Source organism: Pseudomonas sichuanensis (genome assembly GCF_003231305.1).
GTDB classification, from domain to species: domain Bacteria; phylum Pseudomonadota; class Gammaproteobacteria; order Pseudomonadales; family Pseudomonadaceae; genus Aquipseudomonas; species Aquipseudomonas sichuanensis.
Genome location: NZ_QKVM01000008.1, coordinates 82575 through 107892, shown reverse-complemented (window position 1 = coordinate 107892; position 25318 = coordinate 82575). Strand labels below are relative to the sequence as shown.

The following is a 25318-nucleotide window of genomic DNA, read 5'->3' as shown; positions in this document are numbered from 1 at the left end:
TCACCGATGATTCAACCCGCTTCCTGGCGGCGCCTGCTGGCGCTGCCCTTGATGCTCGGTGCCTGGCTGGGCCTGGCGCAACCGGCCAGTGCGGTGCAGGTCACCGATGTGCTCGGGCGCACGGTCACGGTCGCGCAAACGCCGCAGCGTATCGTGCTCGGCGAAGGCCGGCTGTTCTTCGCCCTGGCCTTGCTCGACCGCGACAACCCCTTCGGGCGGGTGGTCGGCTGGCAGAACGACATGCGTCTGCTCGACCCGCACACCTATGCGGCGTACGCCCAGCGCTATCCGCAGATCGGCAAGCTGCCGTTGATCGGCCAGGCCTCGGAGCAGAGCGTCAGCGCCGAGCAGATCCTGGCGTTGAAGCCAGACCTGGCGGTGTTCAGCATCGCCGGTGAGGGTCCGACCCAGCACAGCCCGGTGGCCGACCTGCTGGCCAAGGCCGGGGTGCCGGTGCTGTTCATCGACTTTCGCGTGCACCCGATCGAGAACACCCGGGTCAGCCTGCGTGCGCTCGGCACATTGCTCGACCGTGAACAGCAGGCCGAGCAATACCTGAGCCTGTATGACCGGCACCTGAAACAGGTCACCGATGCGGTGGCCGGGCTGCCCGACCGCCAGCGGCCGAAGGTCTTCCTCGAACTGCTGGCCGGGGTTTGGCAGGCGCCGGGGCACACCACTGGCAAGAGTGGGCTGGGCAGCCTGGTGGCGGCTGTCGGCGGGCATAACATCGGCGCCGATGTGGTGCCTGGCGCAGTGGGCGACGTGAGTGTCGAGTACGTGCTGCAGGCCGACCCCGATGTGTACATCGCCACCGGCAACCGTGCGCCGGGTGTGCTGCTGGGGGCCGGCGTGGCCACCGACACCGCGCGCCAGAGCCTGGCGCACATCACTGCCCGGCCCGAGTTCGCGCCGCTGCGGCCGATCCAGGCCGGGCAGGCTCATGGCTTGTGGCATGACTTCTACAACTCGCCGTTCAACATCCTTGCCATCGAAGCCATGGCGCGCTGGATTCATCCCGAGCGTTTCAAGGACCTCGACCCGCAGGCCACCCTGGCCGAGATCAATCGCCTGTTGAACATCGGCCTGGACGGCCAGTACTGGGTCGACGCCCGGTGACCGCGTTGGCGCAGGATGGCGCAGCCCTGGCGGCCGGGCGCTACCGGCGCCTGCTGTGGCGGCGCAGCGGGCTGGTGCTGGGGTTGGCGGCGCTGTTGCTGCTGTCGGTGATGCTGGACCTGGCCAGTGGCGCCTCGGGCATGGGCCTGGGGCAACTGCTGCACGGGCTGCTCGACCCCGCGACCCTGAGCGGCACCGAACGGGTGATCATCTGGAATGTGCGCTTGCCCTATTCGCTGATGGCGGTGTTGGTGGGGGCCGCGTTGGCCCTGGCCGGGGCCGAGATGCAGGCGATCCTCGACAACCCGCTGGCCAGCCCGTTCACCCTGGGCGTGTCGTCGGCGGCGGCACTCGGCGCGTCGCTGGCCATCGCCTATCCGCTGGGGGTGGCCTGGCTGGCGCCGGGCGTGCAGGTGACGCTGATGGCGTTCGTTTTCGCCTGCCTGTCGGTGGTGTTGCTGCAGGCCATGGCGCGGCTGCGCGGCGCCGGCGTCGAGAGCCTGGTGCTGTTCGGCATTGCCCTGGTGTTCAGTTGCAATGCGCTGGTGTCGCTGCTGCAACTGCTGGCGACTGAGGACGTGCTGCAGCAGTTGGTGTTCTGGACCCTGGGCAGCGTGGCCAGGGCCGACTGGCAGAAGCTCGGCATCCTCGCCTTGGTGCTGGCCGTGTTGTTGCCCTTCTCGCTGCGCGCAGCGCCGGCCATGACCCTGCTGCGCATGGGCGAGGAGCGGGCGCGCAGCTTTGGTGTCGATACCCGGCGCCTGCGTTTCGCCTCGCTGGTGCGCATCAGCCTGCTGTCGGCCACGGCCGTGGCCTTCGTCGGCACCATCGGTTTCGTCGGCCTGGTGGGGCCGCATATCGCCCGTTTGCTGGTGGGCGAGGATCAGCGCTTCCTGCTGCCGGCGAGTGCGCTGGTGGGTGCGCTGCTGCTGTCGCTGTCGTCGATTGCCAGCAAGCTGATCCTGCCCGGGGTGATCGTGCCGGTGGGCATCGTCACCGCGCTGGTGGGGGTGCCGGTGTTCGTGGTGCTGGTGTTCCGCCGGGGGAGAAACCTGTGAGCCTGTCGATCGATCGATTGTCGGTGGCGTATGGCGCACGGCAGGTACTGCACCAGGTCAGCTTGCCTGCGTTGCCGGCCGGCAGCCTGGTGGCGCTGGTAGGGCCGAACGGCGCGGGCAAGTCGACCTTGCTGCGGGCGTTGGCGGGGCTTGAACCCATGCAGGGTTCGCTGACGCTGGACGGTGATGAGGTGACCCGGCTGGGCGTTGCCGAGCGCTCGCGACGGCTGGCCTATATGCCCCAGCAACTGCCCCCGGGGATCGCCCTGGGGGTGCTGGAAAGCATCATCGTCGGTTTGCGCGTGGGCGGGGCCGACAACCCGCTGGGTACGGCGTTCGAGGCGCTGCGCCGGTTGGGGATCGAGCACCTGGCCGAGCAGCCGTTGGCCAGCTTGTCCGGGGGGCAGCGGCAACTGGTGGCGCTGGCTCAACTGCTGGCGCGCAACCCTCGGGTGTTGCTGCTGGACGAGCCTACCAGCGCGCTGGACCTGCATTACCAGTTGCGGGTGATGGATGCGCTGCGTGAGCGGGTTGTCGCCCATCGCTTGCTGGCGGTGGCGGTGCTGCACGACATCAACCTCGCGGCCAGCCATGCCGACTGGCTGGTGGTGCTCAGTGCGGGGCGGGTGGTGGCCTGCGGTACACCGGAGCAGGTGCTGGTGCCGGGGTTGCTGGCCGAGGTGTATGGCGTCGAGGCGCGGGTGGAGCGCTGTTCGCGGGGGCGTTTGCAGGTGTTGGTGGATCGGGCCTTGAGGTGAGCTGTGCGGGCCCTGTCGCGGGGCAAGTCGCATCGGCGCACCGCCGCTCCCACGACATGCTGTGAGCTGCCCCAAGGCAGCGTGGGAGCGGGCTTGCCCCGCGATAGGGCCCGAGCGGATTACACAGGTGCTTGATCCGGCACCAGCCGGTCCCGGCTGTTGGACAGGTGCAAACACATCGCCGCCCGCGCGGCGTCCGGGTCCTGGCGGCGGATGGCATTGAGGATCGCCTCGTGTTCCAGGTTGGCCAGGTACGCCTGCCTTGCCAGCCTGGCCCCGGCGCGGTCGGCCTGGGCCAGGCGGTTGCGCGGGATCAGCGCGCTGCCCAGGTGCGCCATCATCTCGCCGAAGTACAGGTTGCCGGTGGCCTCGGCGATCAGCAGGTGGAAGCGCCGGTCGGCTTCGATGCAGCTGTCGCCGGCGGCGGCCAGGTCTTGATAGTCGTCCAGGGCCTGGCGCATCTGCGCCAGGTGCCGATCGGTGCGGCGCAAGGCGGCCAGCGCGGCAGCCTGGCCTTCCAGGCCGATGCGCAGCTCCAGCAGGTCACGCACGCTGGCGGCGCTTTCGGCGCCTACTCGCAGGCCGGCCTGGGCCTGGCGTTCGATGACGAAGGTGCCGATGCCATGGCGCGGCTCCACCAGGCCCGAGGCCTGCAACTTGGACAGCGCCTCACGGACCACGGTGCGGCTGATGCCGTGTTCACGCACCAGGGTGTTTTCCGAGGGCAAGCGGTCGCCGGGCCTGAAGGTGCCCAGCAGGATCTGCTGGGTCAGGCTGGAGACCAGGTCGTGGGCGCGGCTGTGGCCGCGTTTGCGCGGGGTGTCTTGGGTGTTCATGCGGGGCTCGCTGAGGCGCCGGTACAAGTGGCTGGCCGATCAGCCGAGCCTAGCAGGCTTGCTTGTACGACAAGTTAAAAAACTGAAAATAATTTACCCCATCAACCGGCCGCCGTTATTTGCGGATGGGTGACTTGTTTTTATCTTTTCGCTGCTTTTAGGCGTTTTATCTACTTGTATTTTGCTTTTTTCCGGCTGTTTGCGATCTTGTCGTACAACTTTGCGACGCCTATGATTCGCTCACCTGGATGTCAGACAACAGGGTGTTTGCCAGATGCCCCGACCTCCATCGACCCGCACAAAAACAATTAGTGGGAGAAACACCTGTGAACCACACCCTCGATCCGTCCGCCGGGCGCGATGCCGTGCTGACCAGCGCGGTGGCCAAGGTCAAGCGCCACGTCCTGCCGCTGTTCGTCATCATGTTCATCGTCAACTACCTGGACCGCGTCAACATCGGCTTCGTCCGCCCGCACCTGGAGAGTGACCTGGGTATCAGCGCGGCGGCCTTTGGCTTCGGCGCCGGGCTGTTCTTCATCGGTTACGCGCTATTCGAAGTACCGTCGAACATGCTGTTGCAGAAGGTCGGCGCACGCCTGTGGCTGACCCGCATCATGTTCACCTGGGGCCTGGTGGCCACGGCCATGGCCTTCGTGCAGAACGAAACCCAGTTCTACGTGCTGCGCTTTCTGCTGGGGGTTGCCGAGGCCGGGTTCTTCCCCGGGGTGATCTACTACTTCACCCGCTGGCTGCCGGCCGCCGAACGCGGCAAGGCCATCGCCATCTTCCTCAGCGGCTCGGCCGTGGCCTCGTTGATCTCCGGGCCGTTGGCCGGGGCATTGATGCAGATCCAGGGCATGGGCCTGCACGGCTGGCAATGGATGCTGTTCATCGAAGGCATGGCCTCGGTGGCGCTGTGCTTCTTCGTGTTCTTCTGGCTCGACTCCAAACCCCATGACGCCAAGTGGCTGAGCCGCGAAGAGCAGGACGCACTGGTGGCGGCCATCGACCAGGAGCAGCGCGAGCGCGAGGCGGGCGGGGTGGTCAAGGCGTCGTCCTGGAGCCTGCTCAAGGACCGCCAGATCCTGCTGTTCTGCCTGATCTACTTCTGCATCCAGCTGACCATCTATGCCGCGACCTTCTGGCTGCCGAGCATCATCAAGCGTATGGGCGATCTCAGCGACCTGCAGGTGGGCTTCTTCAACTCCATCCCCTGGCTGATCTCGATCATCGCCATGTACAGCTTCGCTGCCTGCGCCCGGCGCTGGCGCTTCCAGCAGGCCTGGGTGGCGGCGGCGCTGCTGGTGGCGGCTACCGGGATGTTCATGTCCACCACCGGCGGGCCGGTGTTCGCCTTCGTCGCCGTGTGCTTTGCGGCCATCGGTTTCAAGGCCGCCTCGTCGCTGTTCTGGCCAATCCCCCAGGGCTACCTGGATGCACGGATCGCCGCGGCGGTGATCGCCCTGATCAACTCGGTGGGCAACCTCGGCGGCTTCGTCGCCCCCACCACCTTCGGCCTGCTGGAGCAGCAGACCGGCTCGATCCAGGGCGGTTTGTACGGCCTGGCGGTGACCTCGGTAGTGGCCGCCATTGCGGTGTTCTTCGTCCGTACCCGCGCCAAGGGCGCGCCTGCCCAAGACCTCAAGGCCGCCTCGGCCAACTGATCGCGAGAGAGATTCCATGAACATGCACAGCACTCCACAGGTTCAACACGCCACCCCGGTAGTCACCGACCTGCGCGTGGTCCCGGTGGCCGGCCACGACAGCATGCTGCTCAACCTCAGTGGCGCCCATGGCCCGTACTTCACCCGCAACATCGTGGTGCTGCGCGACAGCGCCGGCAACACTGGCCTGGGCGAGGTGCCGGGCGGCGAGAAGATTCGCCAGACCCTCGAAGACGCCCGCAGCCTTGTGGTCGGCCAGCCGATCGGCCACTACCAGCGCGTGCTCAACGCCATGCGCCAGACCTTCGCCGGCCGCGATGCCGGCGGGCGCGGCCTGCAGACCTTCGACCTGCGCATCACCGTGCATGCAGTGACCGCCATCGAATCGGCACTGCTCGACTTGCTCGGCCAGCACCTTAATGTGCCGATGGCAGCCCTGCTGGGCGAAGGCCAGCAACGCGATGCGGTGAAGATGCTGGGTTACCTGTTCTATATCGGTGACCGCCATAAGACCGACCTGGCCTATCGCAACGAGGCCGACTCGGACGATGACTGGTTCCGTGTACGCCACGAAAAGGCCCTGACCCCAGAGGCGGTGGTGCGCCTGGCCGAGGCGGCCAGGCAGCGTTATGGCTTCAGCGACTTCAAGCTCAAGGGCGGCGTGCTGCGCGGCGAAGAAGAAATGGAGGCGGTGACGGCGCTGGCCGAACGCTTCCCCGAGGCGCGCATCACCCTCGACCCCAACGGTGCCTGGTCGCTGAAAGAGGCCATCGCCCTGTGCCGCGACAAGCATGATGTGCTGGCCTACGCCGAAGACCCGTGCGGCGCCGAGAACGGCTACTCGGGCCGTGAAGTGATGGCCGAGTTCCGCCGCGCCACCGGCCTGCCCACCGCCACCAACATGATCGCCACCGACTGGCGGCAGATGGGCCATGCGATCCAGTCGCAGGCAGTGGACATTCCGCTGGCCGACCCGCACTTCTGGACCCTGCAGGGCTCTGTGCGGGTGGCGCAGATGTGCCACGACTGGGGCCTGACCTGGGGCTCGCATTCGAACAACCACTTCGACATCTCGCTGGCGATGTTCACTCAGGTGGGGGCGGCGGCGCCGGGCGAGATCACCGCACTCGATACTCACTGGATCTGGCAGGACGGCCAGCGCCTGACCCGCAACCCGCTGCGTATCATCGACGGCCATGTGCGGGTGCCGGCGCGGCCGGGCCTGGGCGTGGAACTGGATGAAGATCAGTTGGCCAAGGCCCATGAGTGCTACCGCAACATGGGGCTGGGGGCGCGGGATGACAGCGTGGCGATGCAGTACCTGGTGCCGGGCTGGACCTTCGACAACAAGAAGCCTTGCCTGGTGCGTTGATTTCTGTGCGGGCCTCATCGCTGGCAAGCCAGCTCCCACAGGTTCAGCGCAAACCCTGCGGGAGCCGGCTTGCCGGCGATGAGGCCAGACATGACCACACAACAGTTCCCTGCTGCCATCCGACACCCGCGTGTCGGTCAGGCGTAGGCAGACGCCTGTGCAGCACCGCCCCGGGAGACCGGGGCTTTTTTGTGGGCGCCTGGCCCATGTCGTTTCCAGGCAAGCCAATCACGACATCTGACGGGATCGGGCACGGGGTGTCGTGATCGCGAACCTGCGGGACGTTCTCGAACAATTTCCCCGTGCCCCGCGCGGCTTAAATAACCCCCGGATCGTTCGGTGCGTGGCGCTGCAAAAGCGTGAAGAAGTTCAACAACAGCGCCTGAGCGACGTGTCATTCTTATTGTTTTTCAAGGAGATGCTTTTTCGCCTGTACCTGCCCGTCCCTTCCTTGTGTCAGCAAAAAGAGAACAAGATCAATGAGCACCGTGGGATCTGATGGCAACCTTGCACAAGGTTTCAAGCCGCGTCATGTAACGATGCTGTCCATCGCCGGCATCATCGGCGCCGGGCTTTTCGTAGGTTCCGGGCACGCCATCGCGGCGGCCGGGCCCGCCACCATTCTTTCTTATTTCGTCGCCGGCACCTTGGTGGTGCTGGTCATGCGCATGCTCGGCGAAATGGCCGTGGCACACCCCGACACCGGGTCGTTCTCCACCTACGCCGACCAGGCCATCGGCCGCTGGGCCGGCTACACCATCGGCTGGCTGTACTGGTGGTTCTGGGTGCTGGTGATCCCCATCGAGGCCCTGGCCGCGGGGCATGTGCTCAACGCCTGGTTCCCCCAGGTAGATAGTTGGATCTTCGCCCTGGCCTCGGTGCTGCTGTTGGCCTGCACCAACCTGTTCAGCGTGGCCAAGTACGGCGAGTTCGAGTTCTGGTTCGCAATCCTCAAGGTCACGGCGATCCTCGGCTTCATCGGCCTGGGCTTCGCCGCGCTGATGGGCTGGCTGCCCAACCGCGAGGTCAGCGGCTTGAGCACGCTGATGGCCGAGCACGGCGGCTTCACGCCCAAGGGCTGGTCGGCGGTGATCGGCGCCTTCATCACCGTGATGTTCAGCTTCATCGGCACCGAGGCGGTGACCATCGCCGCGTCCGAATCCAGCGACCCTGCGCGCAACATTGCCAAGGCCACTCGCTCGGTGATCTGGCGCATCAGCACCTTCTATATCCTGTCGATCTTCGTGATCATCTCGGTGGTGCCGTGGAACGACCCGCAGCTGGCAGTGGTGGGTTCGTACCAGCGTGCACTGGAAATCATGAACATCCCCAACGCCGCGTTGATGGTCGATTTCGTGGTGCTGATCGCGGTGACCAGCTGCATGAACTCGTCGATCTACATCGCCTCGCGGATGATGTACTCGCTGGCCAAGCGCGGCGATGCCCCGGCGATGCTCAAGGGCACCTCGAGAGTCGGCGTGCCGCGAGCGGCGGTGTTCGGCAGCACCCTGATCGGTGCGGCCATCGCCATCCTCAACTACTTCGCACCCAAGGGCGTGTTCGAGTTCCTGCTGGCCAGCTCCGGCGCCATTGCCTTGCTGGTGTATCTGGTGATCGCCATTTCGCAGCTGCGCATGCGTGGCCGCCTGGAGCGTGAAAACGCCAACCTCAAGTTCAAGATGTGGCTGTTCCCCTGGCTGACCTGGGCGGTGATCATCTTCATCAGCTGCGCGCTGGGGGTGATGATGTTCACCGAGGAGCACCGGGCCGAGGTGAGCGCCACGCTGGGGCTGGCCATCGTGATTTCGTTCCTGGGGATCGTGACCACGCGGGGGCATGCGCAGGCGGTGGGGGCGCGGTCGATGGGCTGATGGCTGTGCGGTGAACGAGAGGGCGCCACTGGGCGCCCTCTTTGCGTTTTGCAACAGTTGCGTTGTCAGCCACTGTGATGAATGCCCATAGACTCTTGCGCTCATTGATCATCGCCAGGGAGTCGCCGCATGAATACCGAGTCTCAAGATGCAACCGCGTCCGTAACCGCCGATACGCGCTTCGCTGAAGTGATTGCACTGATCCAGACGGCTCGCCAGCGCGCGGCCCAGGCGGTGAATACCCAACTGATCGAGTTGCATTGGCAGGTAGGGGCATACATCAGTCGCAAGCTGGAGGACGCCGAATGGGGTGACGGTGTGGTCAGCCAATTGGCGGATCATCTGGCGCTGACCCAGCCAGGGTTGAGAGGTTTTACCCGGCGGAACCTGTTCCGCATGCGTCAGTTTTATGAGGTCTATCGTGGGCATGAGGAGAAAGTGTCAGCACTGCTGACACAAGTTCCGTGGACCCAAAACCTGATCATCCTCAGCCAGTGCAAACTCCCCGAAGAACGTGAGTTCTACTTGCGTATGGCCGCACAGGAGAAGTGGTCGAGCCGTGAGCTTGAGCGCCAACTCAAGGCCGCGCTGTTCGAGCGCAGCATGACGCAACCTGCCAAGGCATCGGCCGCGCTCACCCAGGCCCATCCGGCGGCCCTGGAGGTGTTCCGCGATGCCTACATGATCGAGTTTCTCGGCCTGCCGGGCGGCCACGCCGAGGCCGACCTGCACCAGGGGTTGCTCGGCCGCCTCAAGGACTTCCTGGTCGAGCTGGGCCGCGACTTCTGCTTCGTCGGCTCGCACTACCCGTTGCAAGTGGGCGGCCGTGACTTTGCCCTTGACCTGTTGTTCTTCCATCGTGGCCTCAATTGCCTGGTGGCCATTGAACTGAAGGTGGGGCGCTTCGAACCCGAGTACCTGGGCAAGCTGGATTTCTATCTCGAAGCCCTCGACCGCAACGAACGCAAAGCCCACGAGAACCCCGCCATCGGCGTGCTGCTGTGCGCCAGCAAGGACGATGAAGTGGTCGAGTACGCACTTAACCGCAGCCTGTCCCCCGCGCTGATCGCCGAGTACCAGACTCGCCTGCCGGACAAGGCCCTGCTGCAGGCCAAGCTGCAGGAGTTCTACGCGCTGGGTGCCGAGCGCACCGCCTCGATATAGCGGGCGACGGCCGGTGATTTCTCGAAGCGCCGGTGCAACAGGCTCAACCACGAACTCGCCCGGCAATCTTCGACAGGCCGGTAGTTCACCTGCGGCAAGTTGATCCGCCGCACGACTGATTCCGGCACCAGCGCCACGCCCTGGCCCAGCGATACCAGGGTGATCACCGCCACCAGGCTGCCCGGCTGCGGGCCCAGGCGCGGGACGAAACCACCCTGTGCGGCGACCTCCAGGGTGCCGGAGATCTGCTCGGGGAGGATGAAGGTTTCATTGGCCAGGCGCTTGGCCGGGAGCTGCTTGAGCTCGTTCAGGCGCGAGCCGGCGGGCAGCGCCAACACGAAACCTTCTTCATGCAGGGGAATCGCCTCCAGCCCGTCCGGCAGCTCCATCGGCGAGCGTACGTAGGCCAGGTCCAGCTGGCCGTCGAGCACCTGCGTGGGCAGCGCATCCATGGGCGCCTCGCGGATATTCAGATGCACGCCGGGGTGGGCGTCACTGAAGCGGGTCACTTGCTGTTGCAAGGTGCCGGAGTAGGCCGCCGAAGCCACATAGCCCAGCTCGATGCGCCCGCTGTCGCCACGCGCGGCGCGCTGCGCGCTGAGTTGCGCGGCGTCGAACTGGCGCACCGCCTGCTCGGCTTCCACCCGCAATGCTTCGCCCGCGGCGGTCAGGCGTACCTCGCGCTGGCTGCGCTGGAACAGCAGCACACCCAGCGCTTTCTCCATGTCCTGGATCTGCCGGCTGAGGGTGGGCGGGGCGATGCCCAACTGCTCGGCGGCACGGGTGAAATGGCCGTGGCGAGCGACGCTGAGAAAGTAGCGGAAGTGGCGGATTTCCATGGGGCCTCGTTAGCCGGGGGCTAATGACGCAGGACGTGGCGGCTAACAAGCCCGGCGGCCGGCGGCGTTATGGTGAGGGCAACACTACAAGGCTGGCGTCGCGGCGGCAAAGCCCGATGACCGGTCGAGCCTCGATGCCATCGCGGGGCATCTCGTGGACCGCGATGGCGCCCCTCTGGAGCCTTGCCATGTCCACCCCCGCTTCTGCGCGATTCACCCTGTTCACGGCCTCGGCCGTGTGCGCCCTGATCATCCTCGACACCAACATCGTCGCTGTCAGCCTGCCCAGCATCGCCCGCGACCTGTCCGGCTCATTCGCCGACATCGAATGGGTGGTCAGCGCCTACCTGCTGGCCTTCGCCGCCTGCCTGCTGCCCGCCGGCAGCCTGGCCGACCGCTTTGGCCGACGGCGCATGCTGCTGCTCGGGTTGGCACTGTTCGCCCTGGCTTCCCTGGCCTGCGGTGCTGCGCCGAACCTGCTGTGGCTCGACCTGGCCCGTGCCGGCAAAGGGGTGGGCGCCGCGCTGTTGCTCACCGCTGCCCTGGCCGCCATCGGCCACCGCTTCCATGAGCCACAGGAGCGCCTGCGCGCCTGGGCTTTCTGGGGCGCCTGCATGGGCGCCACCATCACCTTCGCACCGTTGCTCGGCGGCCTGATCGCCAGCACCCTGGGCTGGCGCTGGATCTTCTACATCAATCTGCCGCTGGTGGCCGTGTTGGCGCTGATGGTGCTGCGCAGCGTCGAAGAGTCCCGCGACAGCGCCGCCGCCCGGCTCGACCCGCTGGGCAGCCTGACCTTCGCCGGTAGCCTGGGCTACCTGATCTGGGCGCTGATCGACGCCAACCGGGTCGGCTGGGACAGCGCCCCCACCCTGGGCCGCCTGGTGATCGCAGCCTTTTTGTTCGGCCTGTTCGTGATGGTCGAGCGCAGCCAGGCCCGGCCGATGATCGATCTGCAATTGATGCGCAGCGGGCGCTTCATCGGCGCCTTGCTGGGCATGTTCGCCTACGCCGCGTGTGCCCAGGTGATGATGACCTTGTTGCCGCTGTACCTGCAGAACGGCCTGCAATTGTCGGCGCTCGAAGCGGGGGCGGGGATGTTGCCGTTTGCCGTGGCGATGCTGCTGACGCCGCGGTTGGGCATGCGCCTGGCGGCGAGGTTGAGTGCGGCGCAGGTATTCGCGCTGGGGCTGCTGCTGGTCGGGACTGGCAACCTGGCCTGCGCGTGGGCGGTCGGGCAGGGTGGATATGGTTCTTTTGCCCTGGCCAGCCTGGTGCTGGGCGCTGGCGCCGGATTGCTCAATGGCGACACGCAGAAAAACATCATGGCCTGCGTGCCCCGTGAGCGTACTGGCATGGCCTCGGGGTTGAGCACTACCACCCGCTTTGGCGCGATCGTCCTGGCCATCGGCGTGCTCGGTGGCGTCCTGGCGGCACGTAGCGGGCAGTTGCTGCGCGAGGCCATGGCCGGCCTGGCGCCACAGGCGATGGGGGCGGTGGGGGAGATGGCCGCGCGCGTGGCTGCGGGGGACTTGCAGGCGGCGCTGGCGCTGCTTGAGCCTGGGTTGCGTGAGGCCGCGGCGCCGCTGGCGCGGCAAGCGTTCATAGGCGGATTCGAAGCAGCCTTGCAGAGCGCAGGTATCACAGCCCTGGTATTTGCCCTGGTGGTGGGCGTGTTGCTTGCTCGGCCGCTGCCGAATCTGCCAGCGACATTGGCGGCCGATTAAGGCAGGACGGCTTGGTCCGCTGGCTGGTGCAGGGTGTTGGCCTGGGCATCAAGGAATGGCCAACGGATGGTTTACTACCCGTTCGTCATGTTGGCGGCATTCGGCCATCAACTCATAAATACAGTTTTCGATGGGGTGGTTATTCATCTGGATGGTTACGCCTATGCACTGAGCGTGAACTTTCCATTAATTCGATGAAATGCGAGTTTCGACGTATTGACAGGCGCTGCCTGCTGCCTAAAATCGGTGGCCTGAGCGTCACTTCGGTAGGAACCGAAGAAAATATAAAAAGGAATAATGATAATGCTTGGAAGTCTTTTGCGGCACCTTGGAATAAATACGACGACATCCAGCATTGATTTTCTCGCACGGATCGCGGCCCATCACGCCTCCTTTTCGCCGCACGCCGCTACTTAATTAATCCTGCCCTTTGAGCAATTGCACACGTACTTCATGTGAGAAGTCGTGAGGCTGCTCTGTACCTGAAACTCTATTTGTCCGGCCCATGTTGGGTCGTGGCTTTCGGGTATTCGGTATTTGTAAAAAGTATCTTGATACTTTGACGGCTTATGTTCGCCTTGAATAAGGCGGGGCCGTAAACGGAATGAACTGTTATTCAATGGAGTGGCCTGAACCATGTTCAAGAGTCGTAAGCCCGTCGCGCTTGACGATCCATCCCTCGAACGCGTCAAACTGACACCGCAGATGCTTGACTACGACCGTTTCGCCAACCGTGGTCGTTCCCAGTACCTGCCCTATGTGATGAGTTTCAATGCCGCCGGCTACCAGAGTGCGTCGATCAACACCGACCGCCTGGGCTTTCGCTTCGCCCATGATCGTCAAGGGCGGGCGATCAGCGCGGGCCAACTGGAGGCCTGCGCCGGCGGGCCGGTGAATCTGCTGGTTGGGGCCTCGCCGGCCCTGGGCTACGGGGCTTCCAGCGATGCGGCCTCGGTGGTCAGCCGGCTCGCGGCGCACGATCCCGATGGCACGCCCTGGCTGAACTTCGCGGGCCATTGCTTCAATGCGACCCAGGAGCTGATGCTGTTCATGCTGCATATGCACAGGCTGCCGAAGATCAAGCGGATCGTGGTCATGGGCGGCTTCAACACCCTGGTGATGGCGCGCCTGCCGGAGTTTGTCCGTGGCGAATTGCCGGCCTTCTATTTCTGCGGCGAATATTACGAAAAGTTCGACGAAATTGCCGAAGAGCACGGGGCGAAACTACCGCCTGCGAAACTTCCGAAGTGGCCGAATGAAACCACGGCGGTGCCACCGATTGCGCAGACGTTGGCGCACGCCACGCAGGAAACCCTGCGTTGCCTGACGACCTGGAAACATTTGGCCGATTCATTGGGGGCGCAACTCTCCTTCGTCATGCAGCCATTGGCTACCTGGGTGCGAAGCCCCTGCGCAGAAGAGCAAAAGCTGTTCGACGAACTTGACCGTATTTCCCGGCTGGGCACCTGGCAGCAATTATATGGCGATATTTCCGATGCAACGGTAGCAGAACGCTATGCGGATAACCTCGCCTCCGGGTGTCACGCCTTGAATATACCGTTCGGTAACTTGGTGCACGATTTGCGGGCGCGCCCGGCCGATGAATGGTTCTTTGTCGACCGTGCCCACTTTACCGACCTTGGCAACGATGTAGTGGCCCAGGCCATTCATCGCCATCTGCAATGACGCGAGAGGAATAGAACATGTTCAAACGTATTCGTCAGGCCTTGGGTTCGCTTTTTAAACGCAAAAAGAAGTCCAAGAAGAAAAACAATTCCTCCATTTATCCGATGCACTGATGAACAGGCATCGGCAGTTATTTTCCAGCCTGCTCGGCGCCGAGTCGGGTGAACAGGCGCGGCGTTTGTTTACGCCCTCCAGCCTGCGTGCCTGTCTCGAGACCGTACCCGAGGCGCAGGTGCTCGACGTCGACTTTGCCTGCCCCGAAGCGCTGGCCGGGCTGGCTGAAGACGCCTCTGGGCGCCTGGGCAAGATCGCCGAGGACTGGCAACGGCTGCTGGCGAGCAGTGACGCGGGCGAGGTCGCCGTGCTGCGGGCCAAGGCCGTGCGCGAAGCCGCGCCGCTGCTGGTCGGCAGCCAGCACCTGATACATGCCGTGTGCGCCAGCTGGAACAACGAAGCGCCCTACGCGATGGCGATGCTGAGGATTCATGCGGCGGATGTCGGCGGCGGGCTGCCGGGCGCCAGCCGCATCCAGCGCTATCGCGAGCTGTTGCGTGAGCTGGCACCGGCCGACGCTGGCGAGGATCCCCAGTACATCGGCGATGACAGCAGTGTCTGCGACGGCGCGTTCAATCTGGCGGCGATGCTGGTGGTGCTCGGGCATTTTCCCGAGTCGCTGTTGCCGCAGATCCTGGGCGCCAACCTGTACCTGCGCCACTGCGGGTTGTTGCCGATGTTCGCCGGCATCGCCGAGGGGCAACCGACGCTGACGCGGTTGCTCGACCTGCGGCGCGACCCGGCGGGCTCTGCGCAGGACCTGGCGCAGTTGGCCGAGACGGCGGTGCGCGAGTACCTCGCCCAGGCCGGGCCGTCGGCCCAGGAGGGCGTGCGCCAGGGCTACCGCTGGGTGCGCTGGCAGATCGAGACGGCCAACAGCGCGCTGCTCGCCGTGCTGGAACGCTGGCTCGATCCGCGCGAGGCAGCACGTGACCTGATCACCCGGCGGCGCCCGGACGCCTGCCAGTACCACGAGAAAACCCGGCTGAACAAAGTGGCCATGCGGCCTTTGCTGGAGGCGGATGATTCGCTGCAGTTTCTCGACCACCTGGCTGCCAGTGCCTACGTGCGTGCCGGCAAGCCGCAAAACAGCCCGTTGCTGACCACGCTGGTTTCGCCGCGGGGCAAGATGTTCCGGATTTTCAGCCGTGACGATCTCGCCATCCTCGAGCGCTGGATCGCCGGGCTGCCCTATGCCGACCAACCAGCGCCACAGCCGGCGCGCACGCTGTGGCGCGATGACGGCCTGCTCGCCGGAGCGCTGTGCGACGAGGTCGAGGCGCCGACGCTGGCGGTCAGCCTGGCGCCGCGCCAGGCGTACACCCGGCTGCTGCACGTGGAGTTGACGCCGGCCGAAGAGAACCACGCCCGGCACTACGTGAACCGCTGGCTGGTCAGGGCGGCGCGGGGTGCGGCCAAGGGCCGTTGCCCATTGCCTGAACGTTGGGCGCCCGGGGTGTTGCGCGAGTGGTTGCAGCATCAGCATGCCCTGTCGAACCAGGCGCTGGAGCAGCCCCAGGACCTGCCCAGCCGCGAGGAGGTGGTGGCCGACATCATCGCCCTGGCGCCGTTGACCATGATCGACGGCGCCTGGCTGGCCGGTTTTGCCCATCCGGCGCTGGCCGCTTCGACCTTTGGCAGCCGCTTGTTCGAGACGCTCTACGACGAGTTGGGCAATGGCATCGAGGCGCAGAACCATCCGGTGATCTATCGCCAGCTGTTGCGGGCGGTGCATGGCGAGCTGCCGGCCACGGCCGCGCCGGGCTATGCCGCGGCCGAGTGCTTCGCCGACGAAGATTTCGAGTTGCCGGTGTTCTGGCTGGCCATCGGCCGCTACCCGCAAACCTATTGCCCGGAAATCCTCGGGCTCAATCTGGCCATGGAGCTGTCCGGCGTCGGCGGTGGGTACCGACAGACCCACAAGGCGTTGGTCGCCTATGGCTATCCGACCCTGTTCGTCGACCTGCACAACGCCATCGACAACATATCGACCGGGCACAGCGCCTGGGCCGCCGCCAGCCTCGACGCCTACCTGAGTGCCTTTGCTGCAAGCGAGCGGGAAGAACTATGGACGCGGATCCGCAGCGGATTCGTGGCGCTCAATCCACCCAGGGAGGAAACCATGCTGGACAAATTCAAGGACAGAATGAGGTCGCTGCTATGACCTGCACACTCGGCATTTCCGCGTTCTACCACGACAGCGCCGCTTCGCTGGTGATCGATGGTCGGGTGGTCGCCGCCGCCCAGGAGGAGCGTTTCAGCCGGATCCGTCACGATCCGGGGTTCCCGCGCCAGGCCGTTGCCTATGTGCTGGCCGAAGCGGGGCTGCGCCTGGATCAGGTCGACCACGTGGCCTACTACGAGGACCCGGCTTTGAAGTTCCGCCGGGTGTTGTCCACCGCAGCGGTGGCCGGTCTGTCGGCGGTCGGTACCTACGCCCCGGTGCTCGGCGACTGGCTCACCACCAAGCGGCGCATGGACCGTGAGGTGCAGCGCCACCTGCGGGACATGGGCGATCGCCCTGGCCGGCGCATCGACGTGCATGGGCACCACGCGTCCCACGCCGCCTCGGCCTTCTTCCCCAGCCCGTTCGAACGTGCGGCGGTGCTGTGCATCGACAGCGTCGGCGAGTGGGCGAGCACCACGATCTGGCATGGCACGCCGAACGGGCTTGAGAAGGTAGCCGAACTGTCCTTCCCGCACTCGCTCGGCCTGCTCTACTCGGCGTTCACCTACTTCTGCGGTTTCAAGGTGGACTCCGGGGAGTACAAGCTCATGGGCCTGGCGCCCTATGGCAAGCCGGTCTATGCCGACCGGATCCTGGCCGAACTGATCGATGTGAAGGCCGATGGCAGCTTCCGTCTGGACTGGACCAAGTTCGAGTTCATACGCGGCGAGGTGATGACCGGCGAGGCGTTCGTACGCCTGTTCGGCGGCCCGCGGCGGTTGCCGGAGGCGCCGTTGACCGAGCGCGAGTTCGACCTCGCCGCCTCGGTGCAGAAGGTCACCGAACTGATCGTTTCGCGCCTGGCCAAGACCGCCCGCGAACTGACCGGCGAGCGCCACCTGTGCATGGCCGGTGGGGTTGCCCTCAACTGCGTGGCCAACGGCGTGGTCTCCCGCGAGCGCACCTTCGAGCGCCTGTGGATACAACCGGCCGCCGGTGACGCCGGCGGCTCGCTGGGGGCTGCGCTGCTGAGCGATCGTCGCCACCGCCAGGTCACCCAGCGCGAACTGCCCGAAGCGGTGGACGGCATGAGCGGCTCGCTGCTCGGGCCGCAATACAGCGCCGAGCAGATTCGTGCCGAGCTGGACCAGTGCGGCGCGGTCTACCACCAGCTGAGCCAGGAGGAATTCGACCACCGGGTGATCCTGAGCATGGAAGAAGGTGGCGTGGTGGGCTGGTTCCAGGGCCGCATGGAGTTCGGCCCGCGTTCGCTCGGCAACCGTTCGATCCTGGGCGACCCGCGGCGCTCGGACACGCAGTCGACGATGAACCTGCGCATCAAGTTCCGCGAGTCGTTCCGCCCCTTCGCGCCGGTGGTGCTGGAGGAGCGTGCGGGCGAATGCTTCGACATCGTCGAGGAAAGCCCCTACATGCTGGTGGTCTCGCCGGTCGCCCAGGCGATCCGCAAGACCGTGCCGTCGTACCAGGCCCAGCTGACCGGCATCGACCTGCTCAAGGTGGTGCGCAGCGACCTGCCGGCGATCACCCATGTCGATTTCTCGGCGCGGGTGCAGACGGTGGACCGCGAGCGCAATCCGCGTTTTCGCGCGTTGCTGGAACGCTTTCACCAACGCACCGGCTGCCCGGTGCTGGTCAACACCTCGTTCAACGTGCGTGGCGAACCCATCGTCAACACGCCGTTCGAGGCTTACCGCTGCTTCATGCGCACCAACATGGACGTGTTGGCGATCGGTGATTTCTACCTTGAGAAAGCCGAGCAGCCGTTGTTCGAGGAAGCGGTCGACTGGCGCGAGACCGTGCCGCTGGACTGAGCATTTCATCTACTAGGGAAGGTGCAACATGGACTACGTACTGCTCTACCTGATCTTGCCACTCGGTTTCTTCATCCGGCGCAGCGCGCGTTTCGCCCATCGTCCGGACCCCAAGGCCGCCTCCTACCTGAAGCGCCAATCATGAGCCTGATGGCGTTGGACGTGCACCAGGCCTCGGTGGTCCAGGTGCTGAGCGTGAGCGACAGCGATCTCTCGGGCCTGGCGGCCTGCCGTGAACGCCTCGCGAGCATGCCCCACCGCGCCGACGATGTCGGCGTGGTGGGCGCGGACTGGCTGCGCTCGATGCTCGGCACGGCCACGGTCGACGCGATCCGCGCCTTCGCCGACAGCAGCTACAAAGCGCTGCTGTTGCGCGGTGTGGGGTTGTCCACCGAGGTGCAGTCGCCGATCAACGGTTTTCTGCCGGACGCCCAGTGCGTGCTGGATTTCGACCTGCTGCACTTCGGCATGCTGAACCTGTTGGGCGTGCGCTCCCATGCCGTGGAGTACGAGAACCTCGGCAAGCTGGTCAGGAACGTGGTGCCGGTGCCGGGTGCGGCCGGCACTACCAGCTCCTGGGGCGCGGACGTGGAGTTCTCATGGCACACCGACAACCCCAACTGGCCGTTCGACGACCAGGCCAGCGATGTCACCCGCAGCGTGCCGAACTACCTGGCCTTCATCGCCGTGCGCAACCAGGAGCGGGCGTCCACCGACATCGTCTGCGTCGACCACGTGCTATCGCGGTTGCCCGCCTGGGTGATCGACTGCCTCAGCCGGCCGGCCTTCGCCTTCGGCGCGCCGGCGTCCAACGAAGGCTATGACGGCGAGCAACGGGTGATGCCGATCCTGGAGCACGGTACCAACGGTTATCGGCTGCGTTTCGACGACGGCATCGTCAGCGCCACCGAGGACGACGCCAAGGCCGCACTGACGCTGCTGCGCCAGGTGCTCAAAGGCGTACAGGGCATCGAGCTGGTACTGCAGCCCGGTGACTTCTTCATCTTCAAGAACGCCCGCGTGCTGCATCGACGCAAGGCCTTCAAACCCATGCCCGATGGCCAGGCGCGTTGGTTGCGTCGGGTCTACGGCAGCTGAATCCTTTCCCGCAATCCTGACTACGAACAGGGAGTTTCCATGAACAAGCGTATTGCAGTCATCGGTGGTCGTCCGGCGCCAATCCATGGTGCCAAGGCACTGGGTATCGACGTGGTGCTGGTGCACCAGCAGGGCGACTACGAGCAAGAGATCGTCGCCCATTGCGAGCAGGTGGTGCATGCCCGCATCGACGATGCCGAGGCGATCATCAAGGTGCTCGAGCCGCTGCACCGCGAGCGGCCGTTCGACCGCATCATCACCACCACCGAGGTGGCGGGCGAGTCCACCGGCAAGGTGGTCGACCACTTCAAGCTGACCGGTGTCTCCTACAAGACCGCGCACCTGCTCAAGGACAAGGTGGCCATGCGCAAGCTGCTGGCCGATCACGACCTGAGCCCGGTGGCCTATCGCCAGGTCGCCTGCGCCCAGGACGCCATCGAGTTCGTCGCCGAGCATGGCCGCTCGGTGCTCAAGCCCGCCGAGGGCGTGGCCAGCCTGCACATCCACCCCTGCGACGATGCCGCCTCCGCCAGCAAGGCCTGGCAGGCGCTGCAGGATGCCGAGGTGCGCAACATCATCATCGAGGAATACCTGGACGGCCCGGTGGTCAGCGTCGACTCCTTCTCGTTCAAGCGTCGTCACCTGCCGATCGGCTACTCCCAGTACCGCATGAACGACAAGTACGTCGAGTGGGAAGTCAGCACGCCGAGCACCGATGCCAAGAAGTGGCTCAAGGAGCTCAAGGAGATGACCTGCCGCCTGCTCGACGCCGTGGAGCTGGAAGAGGGGCCGTCGCACAGCGAGTTCGTGCTGACCGCCAAGGGCCCGCGGGTGCTCGAGTCCCACGCACGCCTGGCCGGTTCCGGTGCTCCGGAGCTGGTGCGTCGTGCCTTCGGCCTGGACCTGAACCGCATGTTCCTGACCGTGCCCCTGGGCATCGACGAGCTGCCGCTGGAGTCGCCGGAGCCCAAGGCTGGCGCGGCGATCCAGTTCTTCGTGCCGACCCCGGGCAAGGTGCGCAAGGTCGAGCTCGACCTGAAACCCGATGTCGACGTGCGTCACACTCGCCCGGGCGAGACGCCGCTGGTGTTCCTGCCATTCCTGTTCGAGCTTGGCGAGGCCCAGCGCGCGGTGGTGATTCAGAAACACGAAGGCGATGTGATCCCGCCGCTGGATACCGTGGCCGACTGCGTGTCCGGCTATGTGCTGGCCACCGGCACCTCGCGTGAAGACGCGGTGCGCATCGGCGACGAACTGGTCGAGGCCGTGCACTTCATCGTGGAGCCCAAGGCATGAGCTATGTGCTCTGCCTGCATCGCTGGGTAGGGCGCCAGGCACTCTACGACCAGTACGAGCTGCCGGCAGGCACGGTGATTCGGGCGATCTGTACGCCCGAGTCGCTGGGCTCGCTGCCCAGCGAACGGCTGGCGTCGAGCGCGACGCTGGCCTCGCTGGACGATGCCGCGGCGGTGATGGCCGAGGCCGAGCGGGTGATTGCTCTGCATGGCGTGCCGCAGCGGGTGGTGGCGTTGAACGAGGGCGACCTGCTCAGCGCCGCGACCATTCGTGAGCGTTGGGGCATTGTCGGTGATCCGGTTGGCTGGATTGAGCGCTTTCGCGACAAGCTGGTCATGCTTGAAGCGGCCGGGCGGCAGTCGGCGATCGACGTGCTGCCGGCGGTGGCGGCGGATGATCAGCGGGCCGTGGACCGACTGCTGGCCGAGCACGGCTACCCGTTGGTGCTCAAGCCCCGCTTCGGCACCGCCAGCCGGGGCGTGCGGATCCTGCGCGAGCCGCAGGACCTGGCGCTGCTGCAGGCACCGCAGCAGGAGCCGATGATGGTCCAGGTGTTCTGCCCGGCGCCGATTCTGCATGTCGATGGCTGGTGGGACGGGCAGCAGGTGGTGGTGCTCACCGCTTCGCGCTATGTGAACAGTTGCGCCGATTTCGGGCCGGACAGCCCGCTGGGCAGCATCGAGCTGGAAGAGGGGGAGGACGAGCGGCGCATCGCCAGCCGAGTGGCCGAGCTGCTCATGGCCTTTGCCGCCGGGCGCGACATCGTCTTCCACCTGGAGCTGTTCGATGACGGTGACGCCTTGCGTTTTCTCGAGATCGGGGCGCGGGTCGGTGGCGCCGAGATTCCCTTCCTGTGGCGCGAGGTGCGCGACATCGACCTGGTGGGCATCGCCTGGGAGTTGCAGACCGAAGCCTCCAGCCGCCATCGCGAGCACGCCCGCAGCCGCAGCCGGGAAGGGCGCCCGCTGCATGGCGAGCGCGGTGCCTGGGTGATCGGCCGGCGCGGCAGCACGCCCCGGAACACACTGGATACCCTGTACTGGGCCCAGCCGCAGAACCTGGAGCGCAATGCCAGTGGTGTCTACGAAGGCGCGAGCACCCGCCTGCGCCTGCGCAGCTTCGACCGCCGCGCGCTGGTGCGCGATGTGGAGGCGATCTTCGAGCAATTGGCGCAATCGTGGAGTGCGCAATCGTGAGGACAGCAGTGTGGTAGTCTCGATCGCCGGGTTGCCGGCCCATGTGAACATTGACGAGCGCGTGGTCCGACCGGTTGCCCAGCCTGCCTTGTACCAAGGCGAACCGGGTTGGCGCGCAGCGCCGTCGGAACGTAACTCGACCCTGAGCGAAGGAGTACGTTGAGATGCCGTTGGAGAACTTGATTGGGGTGGCGATCATCGCCTTGGGCATGGTCCTGACCCCGGGGCCGAACATGGTCTACCTGACGTCGAGGGCCATCTCCCAGGGGCGCCTGGCCGGGATGATCTCGCTGGCGGGGGTGGCACTAGGGTTCATCTGTTACCTGGTGGCGTCGGGGCTGGGGTTGTCGGCGCTGTTCAAGGCGGTGCCGGTGGCGTATGACGTGGTGCGCATTGCCGGTGCGTTCTACCTGGGCTACCTGGCCTGGAACATGATCCGCGGCGCGTCGCCCTTCGAGGCCCGCGAGCTGCCACCGCATTCGCCGCGCAAGCTGTTTACCATGGGGTTGGTGACCAACCTGCTCAATCCGAAGATTGCGTTGATGTATTCGGCGTTGATTCCGCAGTTTATTGATCCGACGGCGGGGTCGACGTTGCATCAGTACATGCAGTTGGGGATGGTGCAGATTGGGATTGCGGTGACGGTGAATGGGTTGATTGTGTTGGCGGCGGCGCGGGTTAGTCGGTTTCTTATGGCACGGCCGAAGGCGATGCGGACCCAGCGGTGGGTATCGGGGGGGGTGTTGGGGGTGTTTGCTGTCGACATACTGTTGCGTAAGCCGTTGGCTTGAGGCTGGGGTGGGGCGGCTCTTGAGGGGGCTGCCCTGGGGAATCTGTGGGATGCGGTGGGTTGGGATGGATCAGAATTTAGGTATAAAAAAAGACGCCCGAGGGCGTCTTTTTTTGGATTTGGTGGGCCGGGGTAATTTGACGCCGGTCGGTATCTATCTGTTTTGGCTGGTAAATAATTTTTTGGTCAACTTACTTGGAATACCAGTTGGAACGCTGCGTGGTCTGGATTCCGATGGACGGTGCTTTTTGAGAACCGGCCCCGAAAACGAATCGGGGCCGAATCTATAAAGCAAATGGTCATCCAGTTGATCGTTGCCCCTGCGCTTGCCGGTACAGGGGCTCCTAGCAAACGATACCGTCAATGATTGCCGTGTTGGCTAAGCCGACTCTCGAAGTATTGCGCCGTCTCTTTGTCGGTGCAGTACAGGTAGCAACCCTTCATCCCCCGTGTCATCAGGGTTCGGTATGTATTTTTGATGATCAGGTCTGTTTCACTTTTCGCGAGGGTAGGTTGCTCTTTCATCATTTTTTTCCAGCCGCGAATCGATTTATCGTGCTTGTCGCGCTCATCCGGGGATGTCACTACCTGACCGTCACGCACGACCAGATCTGGTCCGATAATTACCCCGACGTAGTCGACTTCCAAACCTTGGCAGGTATGAATGCAGCCAACCTGCTCGATGGAGTTTTCAGCGATGATCCATAGGCTGCCATCCTGATCCAGGTTCCATTGGCGTTTGTAGTCACCAATCACGATATCAGCAGCGGTGGGGTCTTTCTTGCTCAACCAAGGCCAGCAATAGCCCGCGACCACACGAGCTTTGTTCCCGTGGTTTTTCTCGTTGATTGCGTCATGCATCGCCTGAGGTGAGTCGAACACCTTAAACTCGTACTCTTGGGTCTCAAGCGTCGGATTTGCCGTCGAGCGAATGCCTAGCGTGTCATCCAGCCATGCCAGGTAACCGTCAGAACCACTGCAGCGAAACTGCGAAGACAGCACGTGTTCTTCAACCACAGCACCCTTGGCTTTCGCAAAGGCGCGTATCGCCTGCTTGCTGCCGATATCGCTCAAGGTTACACGCTGGTCCTCATCAATAAAGAAAATGGAGCATTTCGCTGAGTCAATCAGCTCCTTGATCTGGTTTTCCCCAAGGTTTCCATAAAGCCCGCTTTTCTCATTTAGCCGGTGAGCTTCGTCCACGATGAGCGCATCGAATGTGTTGGGCTCAGTGTCGATGAATGCCCCAGAGCCTGAAAAGAAATTCGAGAAATGGCTGCGCTTGATGGTGCCAACCAGTTTGCTTTCGTAGACCTTGCGAGGGGCAGCATTCTTGGAGACGTATTTGCTCATCAGCTTCAATTCGGTGAGCTTCACCAGCAGATTGATAGCCAGGACAGTCTTTCCGGTGCCCGGCCCACCTTCGATGATCATCACCCTTGGTGCTTGGTCCGAGGCCTCGCTTGCCGCCGCCAGCGCCGACTCAAAAATTGCTTTCTGATCGTCAATCAATACGAACTCGGGTTTGCCTTTCATCAACCCCCCGAGGGCTTCGGCTAGCGCCTTGGATGGGCGAATTTTTCCTTCGGACAGCTCGTAAAGCACCTCTTTGTTGTCGCCATGGCTTATATGCTTTTTCAGAAAACTTCTGAGTTTACTGAGCTCTTCCGGGCCTTTCAGAAACAGCGGAGCCTTGCTGATGTGGGGCTCATAGTGGGCTGAATCTATGACCCCGTCACTGACGTAGTTATGGAGGTAGGCACACGGACGGATTTCGATGCTTTTGTCATACACCGCCTCGTTGAAGCCTTCCAGCAGCGCTGCATAGGACCATACCTGATAGGACGGGTGAATGGTCTCAATGAGGCCGCCACCCAATGCCGTTTTGACGATGGCGTCTTTGGTTGTGGCGTTGGCCTTGCTCCATTGCTTCAGCTCGATCAGTACGGCCTTTTTTGCCTGATTTTCGTCGCGACCGGTGAGTAGAAAGTCGATTCGCTTCGACGACTGCGGAATGTGCAACTCAATGGCCAGGCCTGCATCGCTCGGGAGCCCCTCATCTCTAAGGACCTTGGCCATGTACGTCAGAGACCCTTGCCATGACCTGATTTCCGAGGAGCCAACGTTCTTGCCGGTAGCGTCCTTGTAATGCCTGAGGATCACCTCCTCAATGTCATCGTTATCGTTGTCTTTAAGAAATTGCTGTTTGGTCGCAGCGTAAACGATCACGGGTTGTCCTTAGGTGCGTGTTGGTCAGAGTCGGTCGTACTTTTTGCTGCTGCTTCTTGCTTTATCCACGGGGTATTTCTGGCCGTTCGAGACGAGTTTCCGTGTAACCGCCTCGTTGAGGTCGATACCGAGCACGCTGCTCAGGCGAACCAGGTACATCAGTACGTCCGCCAGTTCATCCTTGACGGCTTGGCCGATTTCGGGGTCTGTTGCGGCGGAGATCGAGTCGGCATCGCTCATCCATTGGAAAATCTCGCACAGCTCGCCTACCTCTCCAGTGAGAGCAAGGATGAGATTCTTGGGGGAGTGGAACTGTTGCCAGTCGCGATCATCTGCGAACCGCTGTAGGGAGGCGGCTAGCTTCACTACGTCAACTAGTGACGCGGATGAGCTGTCGGAGTCATTCACGGGGTTATCTCTTGGGCATCGGTGGTGAAAATGTGTAGGAAATCCGGCCATGGATTGTAAGAGATTTTGCTGCGTTCGCAGTTTTTTGTGTCTTGCCTAGCCTGCCGAATTGCTTGCCTCGTTCGCTATCCACATTGAGGCCGGCGGCCGCTCG

Annotated in this window: 21 protein-coding genes; 17 read left to right on the top strand and 4 right to left on the bottom strand. The window is 64.1% G+C overall.

Annotated elements, in window-relative coordinates:
* Positions 1-6: 6 nt before the first annotated feature.
* From DM373_RS06495 to DM373_RS06485, 3 genes are read left to right on the top strand one after another with little or no spacing between them, the layout of a single operon-like run.
* Positions 7-1119 (top strand): ABC transporter substrate-binding protein, encoded by a 1113-nt coding sequence (locus DM373_RS06495; protein WP_110992741.1) that lies wholly within the window; start codon positions 7-9, stop codon positions 1117-1119.
* Positions 1116-2177 carry a FecCD family ABC transporter permease gene (locus tag DM373_RS06490; RefSeq protein WP_110992740.1) on the top strand — a complete coding sequence of 354 codons (1062 nt, stop codon included), beginning with the start codon at positions 1116-1118 and terminating at the stop codon, positions 2175-2177. Before DM373_RS06495 ends, DM373_RS06490 begins: the two co-directional genes overlap by 4 nt.
* Entirely contained in the window at positions 2174-2935 is a 762-nt protein-coding gene (locus tag DM373_RS06485) for an ABC transporter ATP-binding protein (protein WP_110992739.1), read from the top strand. The genes DM373_RS06490 and DM373_RS06485 overlap by 4 nt, the downstream gene beginning before the upstream one ends.
* A gap of 119 nt (positions 2936-3054) precedes the next feature.
* Here DM373_RS06485 and DM373_RS06480 read toward each other — a convergent pair whose 3' ends face one another.
* Complete coding sequence (locus tag DM373_RS06480; protein ID WP_110992738.1) at positions 3055-3771, bottom strand: FadR/GntR family transcriptional regulator; 717 nt, start codon at positions 3769-3771, stop codon at positions 3055-3057.
* A gap of 326 nt (positions 3772-4097) precedes the next feature.
* Here DM373_RS06480 and DM373_RS06475 point away from each other — a divergent pair, with 326 nt between their 5' ends.
* The 5 genes from DM373_RS06475 (at position 4098) to DM373_RS06450 (ending at position 9842) form a co-directional block, all read left to right on the top strand.
* Complete coding sequence (locus tag DM373_RS06475) at positions 4098-5435, top strand: MFS transporter (protein WP_110992737.1); 1338 nt, start codon at positions 4098-4100, stop codon at positions 5433-5435.
* 16 nt (positions 5436-5451) lie between these two features.
* On the top strand, positions 5452-6807 hold the full coding sequence (gene gudD / locus DM373_RS06470) for a glucarate dehydratase (RefSeq protein WP_110992736.1): 1356 nt from the start codon (positions 5452-5454) through the stop codon (positions 6805-6807).
* 262 nt (positions 6808-7069) lie between these two features.
* Positions 7070-7306, top strand: a complete 237-nt coding sequence (locus tag DM373_RS06460) for a hypothetical protein (protein ID WP_110992735.1) — start codon at positions 7070-7072, stop codon at positions 7304-7306.
* Positions 7287-8678, top strand: a complete 1392-nt coding sequence (gabP, locus tag DM373_RS06455; protein ID WP_110992734.1) for a GABA permease — start codon at positions 7287-7289, stop codon at positions 8676-8678. Before DM373_RS06460 ends, gabP begins: the two co-directional genes overlap by 20 nt.
* A 129-nt stretch (positions 8679-8807) precedes the next feature.
* On the top strand, positions 8808-9842 hold the full coding sequence (locus DM373_RS06450; protein ID WP_110992733.1) for a PDDEXK nuclease domain-containing protein: 1035 nt from the start codon (positions 8808-8810) through the stop codon (positions 9840-9842).
* On the opposite strand, the gene DM373_RS06445 is transcribed toward DM373_RS06450, so the two are convergent.
* Positions 9806-10681, bottom strand: a complete 876-nt coding sequence (locus tag DM373_RS06445) for a LysR family transcriptional regulator (protein ID WP_110992732.1) — start codon at positions 10679-10681, stop codon at positions 9806-9808. The two genes, DM373_RS06450 and DM373_RS06445, sit on opposite strands and share 37 nt — an antisense overlap.
* A 188-nt stretch (positions 10682-10869) precedes the next feature.
* Here DM373_RS06445 and DM373_RS06440 point away from each other — a divergent pair, with 188 nt between their 5' ends.
* From DM373_RS06440 to DM373_RS06405, 9 genes are all read left to right on the top strand, one after another.
* Positions 10870-12408 (top strand): MFS transporter, encoded by a 1539-nt coding sequence (locus tag DM373_RS06440; RefSeq protein ID WP_110992731.1) that lies wholly within the window; start codon positions 10870-10872, stop codon positions 12406-12408.
* An 11-nt stretch (positions 12409-12419) separates the two neighbouring features.
* Positions 12420-12767 (top strand): hypothetical protein, encoded by a 348-nt coding sequence (locus DM373_RS28675; RefSeq protein WP_157966813.1) that lies wholly within the window; start codon positions 12420-12422, stop codon positions 12765-12767.
* 277 nt (positions 12768-13044) lie between these two features.
* On the top strand, positions 13045-14094 hold the full coding sequence (locus tag DM373_RS06435) for a hypothetical protein (RefSeq protein ID WP_110992730.1): 1050 nt from the start codon (positions 13045-13047) through the stop codon (positions 14092-14094).
* Between the two features lie 112 nt (positions 14095-14206).
* Entirely contained in the window at positions 14207-16312 is a 2106-nt protein-coding gene (locus tag DM373_RS06430; RefSeq protein WP_244215045.1) for an iron-containing redox enzyme family protein, read from the top strand.
* Positions 16309-18147, top strand: a complete 1839-nt coding sequence (locus DM373_RS06425; protein WP_110992729.1) for a carbamoyltransferase family protein — start codon at positions 16309-16311, stop codon at positions 18145-18147. The genes DM373_RS06430 and DM373_RS06425 overlap by 4 nt, the downstream gene beginning before the upstream one ends.
* A 141-nt stretch (positions 18148-18288) precedes the next feature.
* Positions 18289-19245, top strand: a complete 957-nt coding sequence (locus DM373_RS06420) for a TauD/TfdA family dioxygenase (RefSeq protein WP_110992728.1) — start codon at positions 18289-18291, stop codon at positions 19243-19245.
* A 39-nt stretch (positions 19246-19284) separates the two neighbouring features.
* A complete protein-coding gene (locus tag DM373_RS06415) occupies positions 19285-20541 on the top strand; it encodes an ATP-grasp domain-containing protein (RefSeq protein WP_110992727.1) in 1257 nt (418 codons plus the stop codon).
* On the top strand, positions 20538-21737 hold the full coding sequence (locus DM373_RS06410; protein ID WP_110992726.1) for an ATP-grasp domain-containing protein: 1200 nt from the start codon (positions 20538-20540) through the stop codon (positions 21735-21737). Before DM373_RS06415 ends, DM373_RS06410 begins: the two co-directional genes overlap by 4 nt.
* 164 nt (positions 21738-21901) lie before the next feature.
* On the top strand, positions 21902-22528 hold the full coding sequence (locus tag DM373_RS06405) for a LysE family translocator (protein WP_110992725.1): 627 nt from the start codon (positions 21902-21904) through the stop codon (positions 22526-22528).
* Positions 22529-22887: 359 nt separating this feature from the next.
* On the opposite strand, the gene DM373_RS06400 is transcribed toward DM373_RS06405, so the two are convergent.
* Positions 22888-24756: a DUF2075 domain-containing protein gene (locus DM373_RS06400; RefSeq protein WP_110992724.1), complete on the bottom strand. Its 1869-nt coding sequence runs from the start codon at positions 24754-24756 to the stop codon at positions 22888-22890.
* A gap of 24 nt (positions 24757-24780) precedes the next feature.
* Complete coding sequence (locus tag DM373_RS06395; RefSeq protein WP_110992723.1) at positions 24781-25164, bottom strand: nucleotide pyrophosphohydrolase; 384 nt, start codon at positions 25162-25164, stop codon at positions 24781-24783.
* Positions 25165-25318: the final 154 nt, after the last annotated feature.

Bases quoted from the DNA above. Each gene is read 5' to 3' on its own strand.
- DM373_RS06495 (WP_110992741.1), top strand. From the start codon at position 7: ATGATTCAACCCGCTTCCTGGCGGCGCCTGCTGGCGCTGCCCTTGATG.
- DM373_RS06480 (WP_110992738.1), bottom strand. From the start codon at position 3,771: ATGAACACCCAAGACACCCCGCGCAAACGCGGCCACAGCCGCGCCCAC.
- gudD (WP_110992736.1), top strand. From the start codon at position 5,452: ATGAACATGCACAGCACTCCACAGGTTCAACACGCCACCCCGGTAGTC.
- gabP (WP_110992734.1), top strand. From the start codon at position 7,287: ATGAGCACCGTGGGATCTGATGGCAACCTTGCACAAGGTTTCAAGCCG.
- DM373_RS06450 (WP_110992733.1), top strand. From the start codon at position 8,808: ATGAATACCGAGTCTCAAGATGCAACCGCGTCCGTAACCGCCGATACG.
- DM373_RS06445 (WP_110992732.1), bottom strand. From the start codon at position 10,681: ATGGAAATCCGCCACTTCCGCTACTTTCTCAGCGTCGCTCGCCACGGC.
- DM373_RS06440 (WP_110992731.1), top strand. From the start codon at position 10,870: ATGTCCACCCCCGCTTCTGCGCGATTCACCCTGTTCACGGCCTCGGCC.
- DM373_RS06435 (WP_110992730.1), top strand. From the start codon at position 13,045: ATGTTCAAGAGTCGTAAGCCCGTCGCGCTTGACGATCCATCCCTCGAA.
- DM373_RS06430 (WP_244215045.1), top strand. From the start codon at position 14,207: ATGAACAGGCATCGGCAGTTATTTTCCAGCCTGCTCGGCGCCGAGTCG.
- DM373_RS06425 (WP_110992729.1), top strand. From the start codon at position 16,309: ATGACCTGCACACTCGGCATTTCCGCGTTCTACCACGACAGCGCCGCT.
- DM373_RS06420 (WP_110992728.1), top strand. From the start codon at position 18,289: ATGAGCCTGATGGCGTTGGACGTGCACCAGGCCTCGGTGGTCCAGGTG.
- DM373_RS06415 (WP_110992727.1), top strand. From the start codon at position 19,285: ATGAACAAGCGTATTGCAGTCATCGGTGGTCGTCCGGCGCCAATCCAT.
- DM373_RS06410 (WP_110992726.1), top strand. From the start codon at position 20,538: ATGAGCTATGTGCTCTGCCTGCATCGCTGGGTAGGGCGCCAGGCACTC.
- DM373_RS06405 (WP_110992725.1), top strand. From the start codon at position 21,902: ATGCCGTTGGAGAACTTGATTGGGGTGGCGATCATCGCCTTGGGCATG.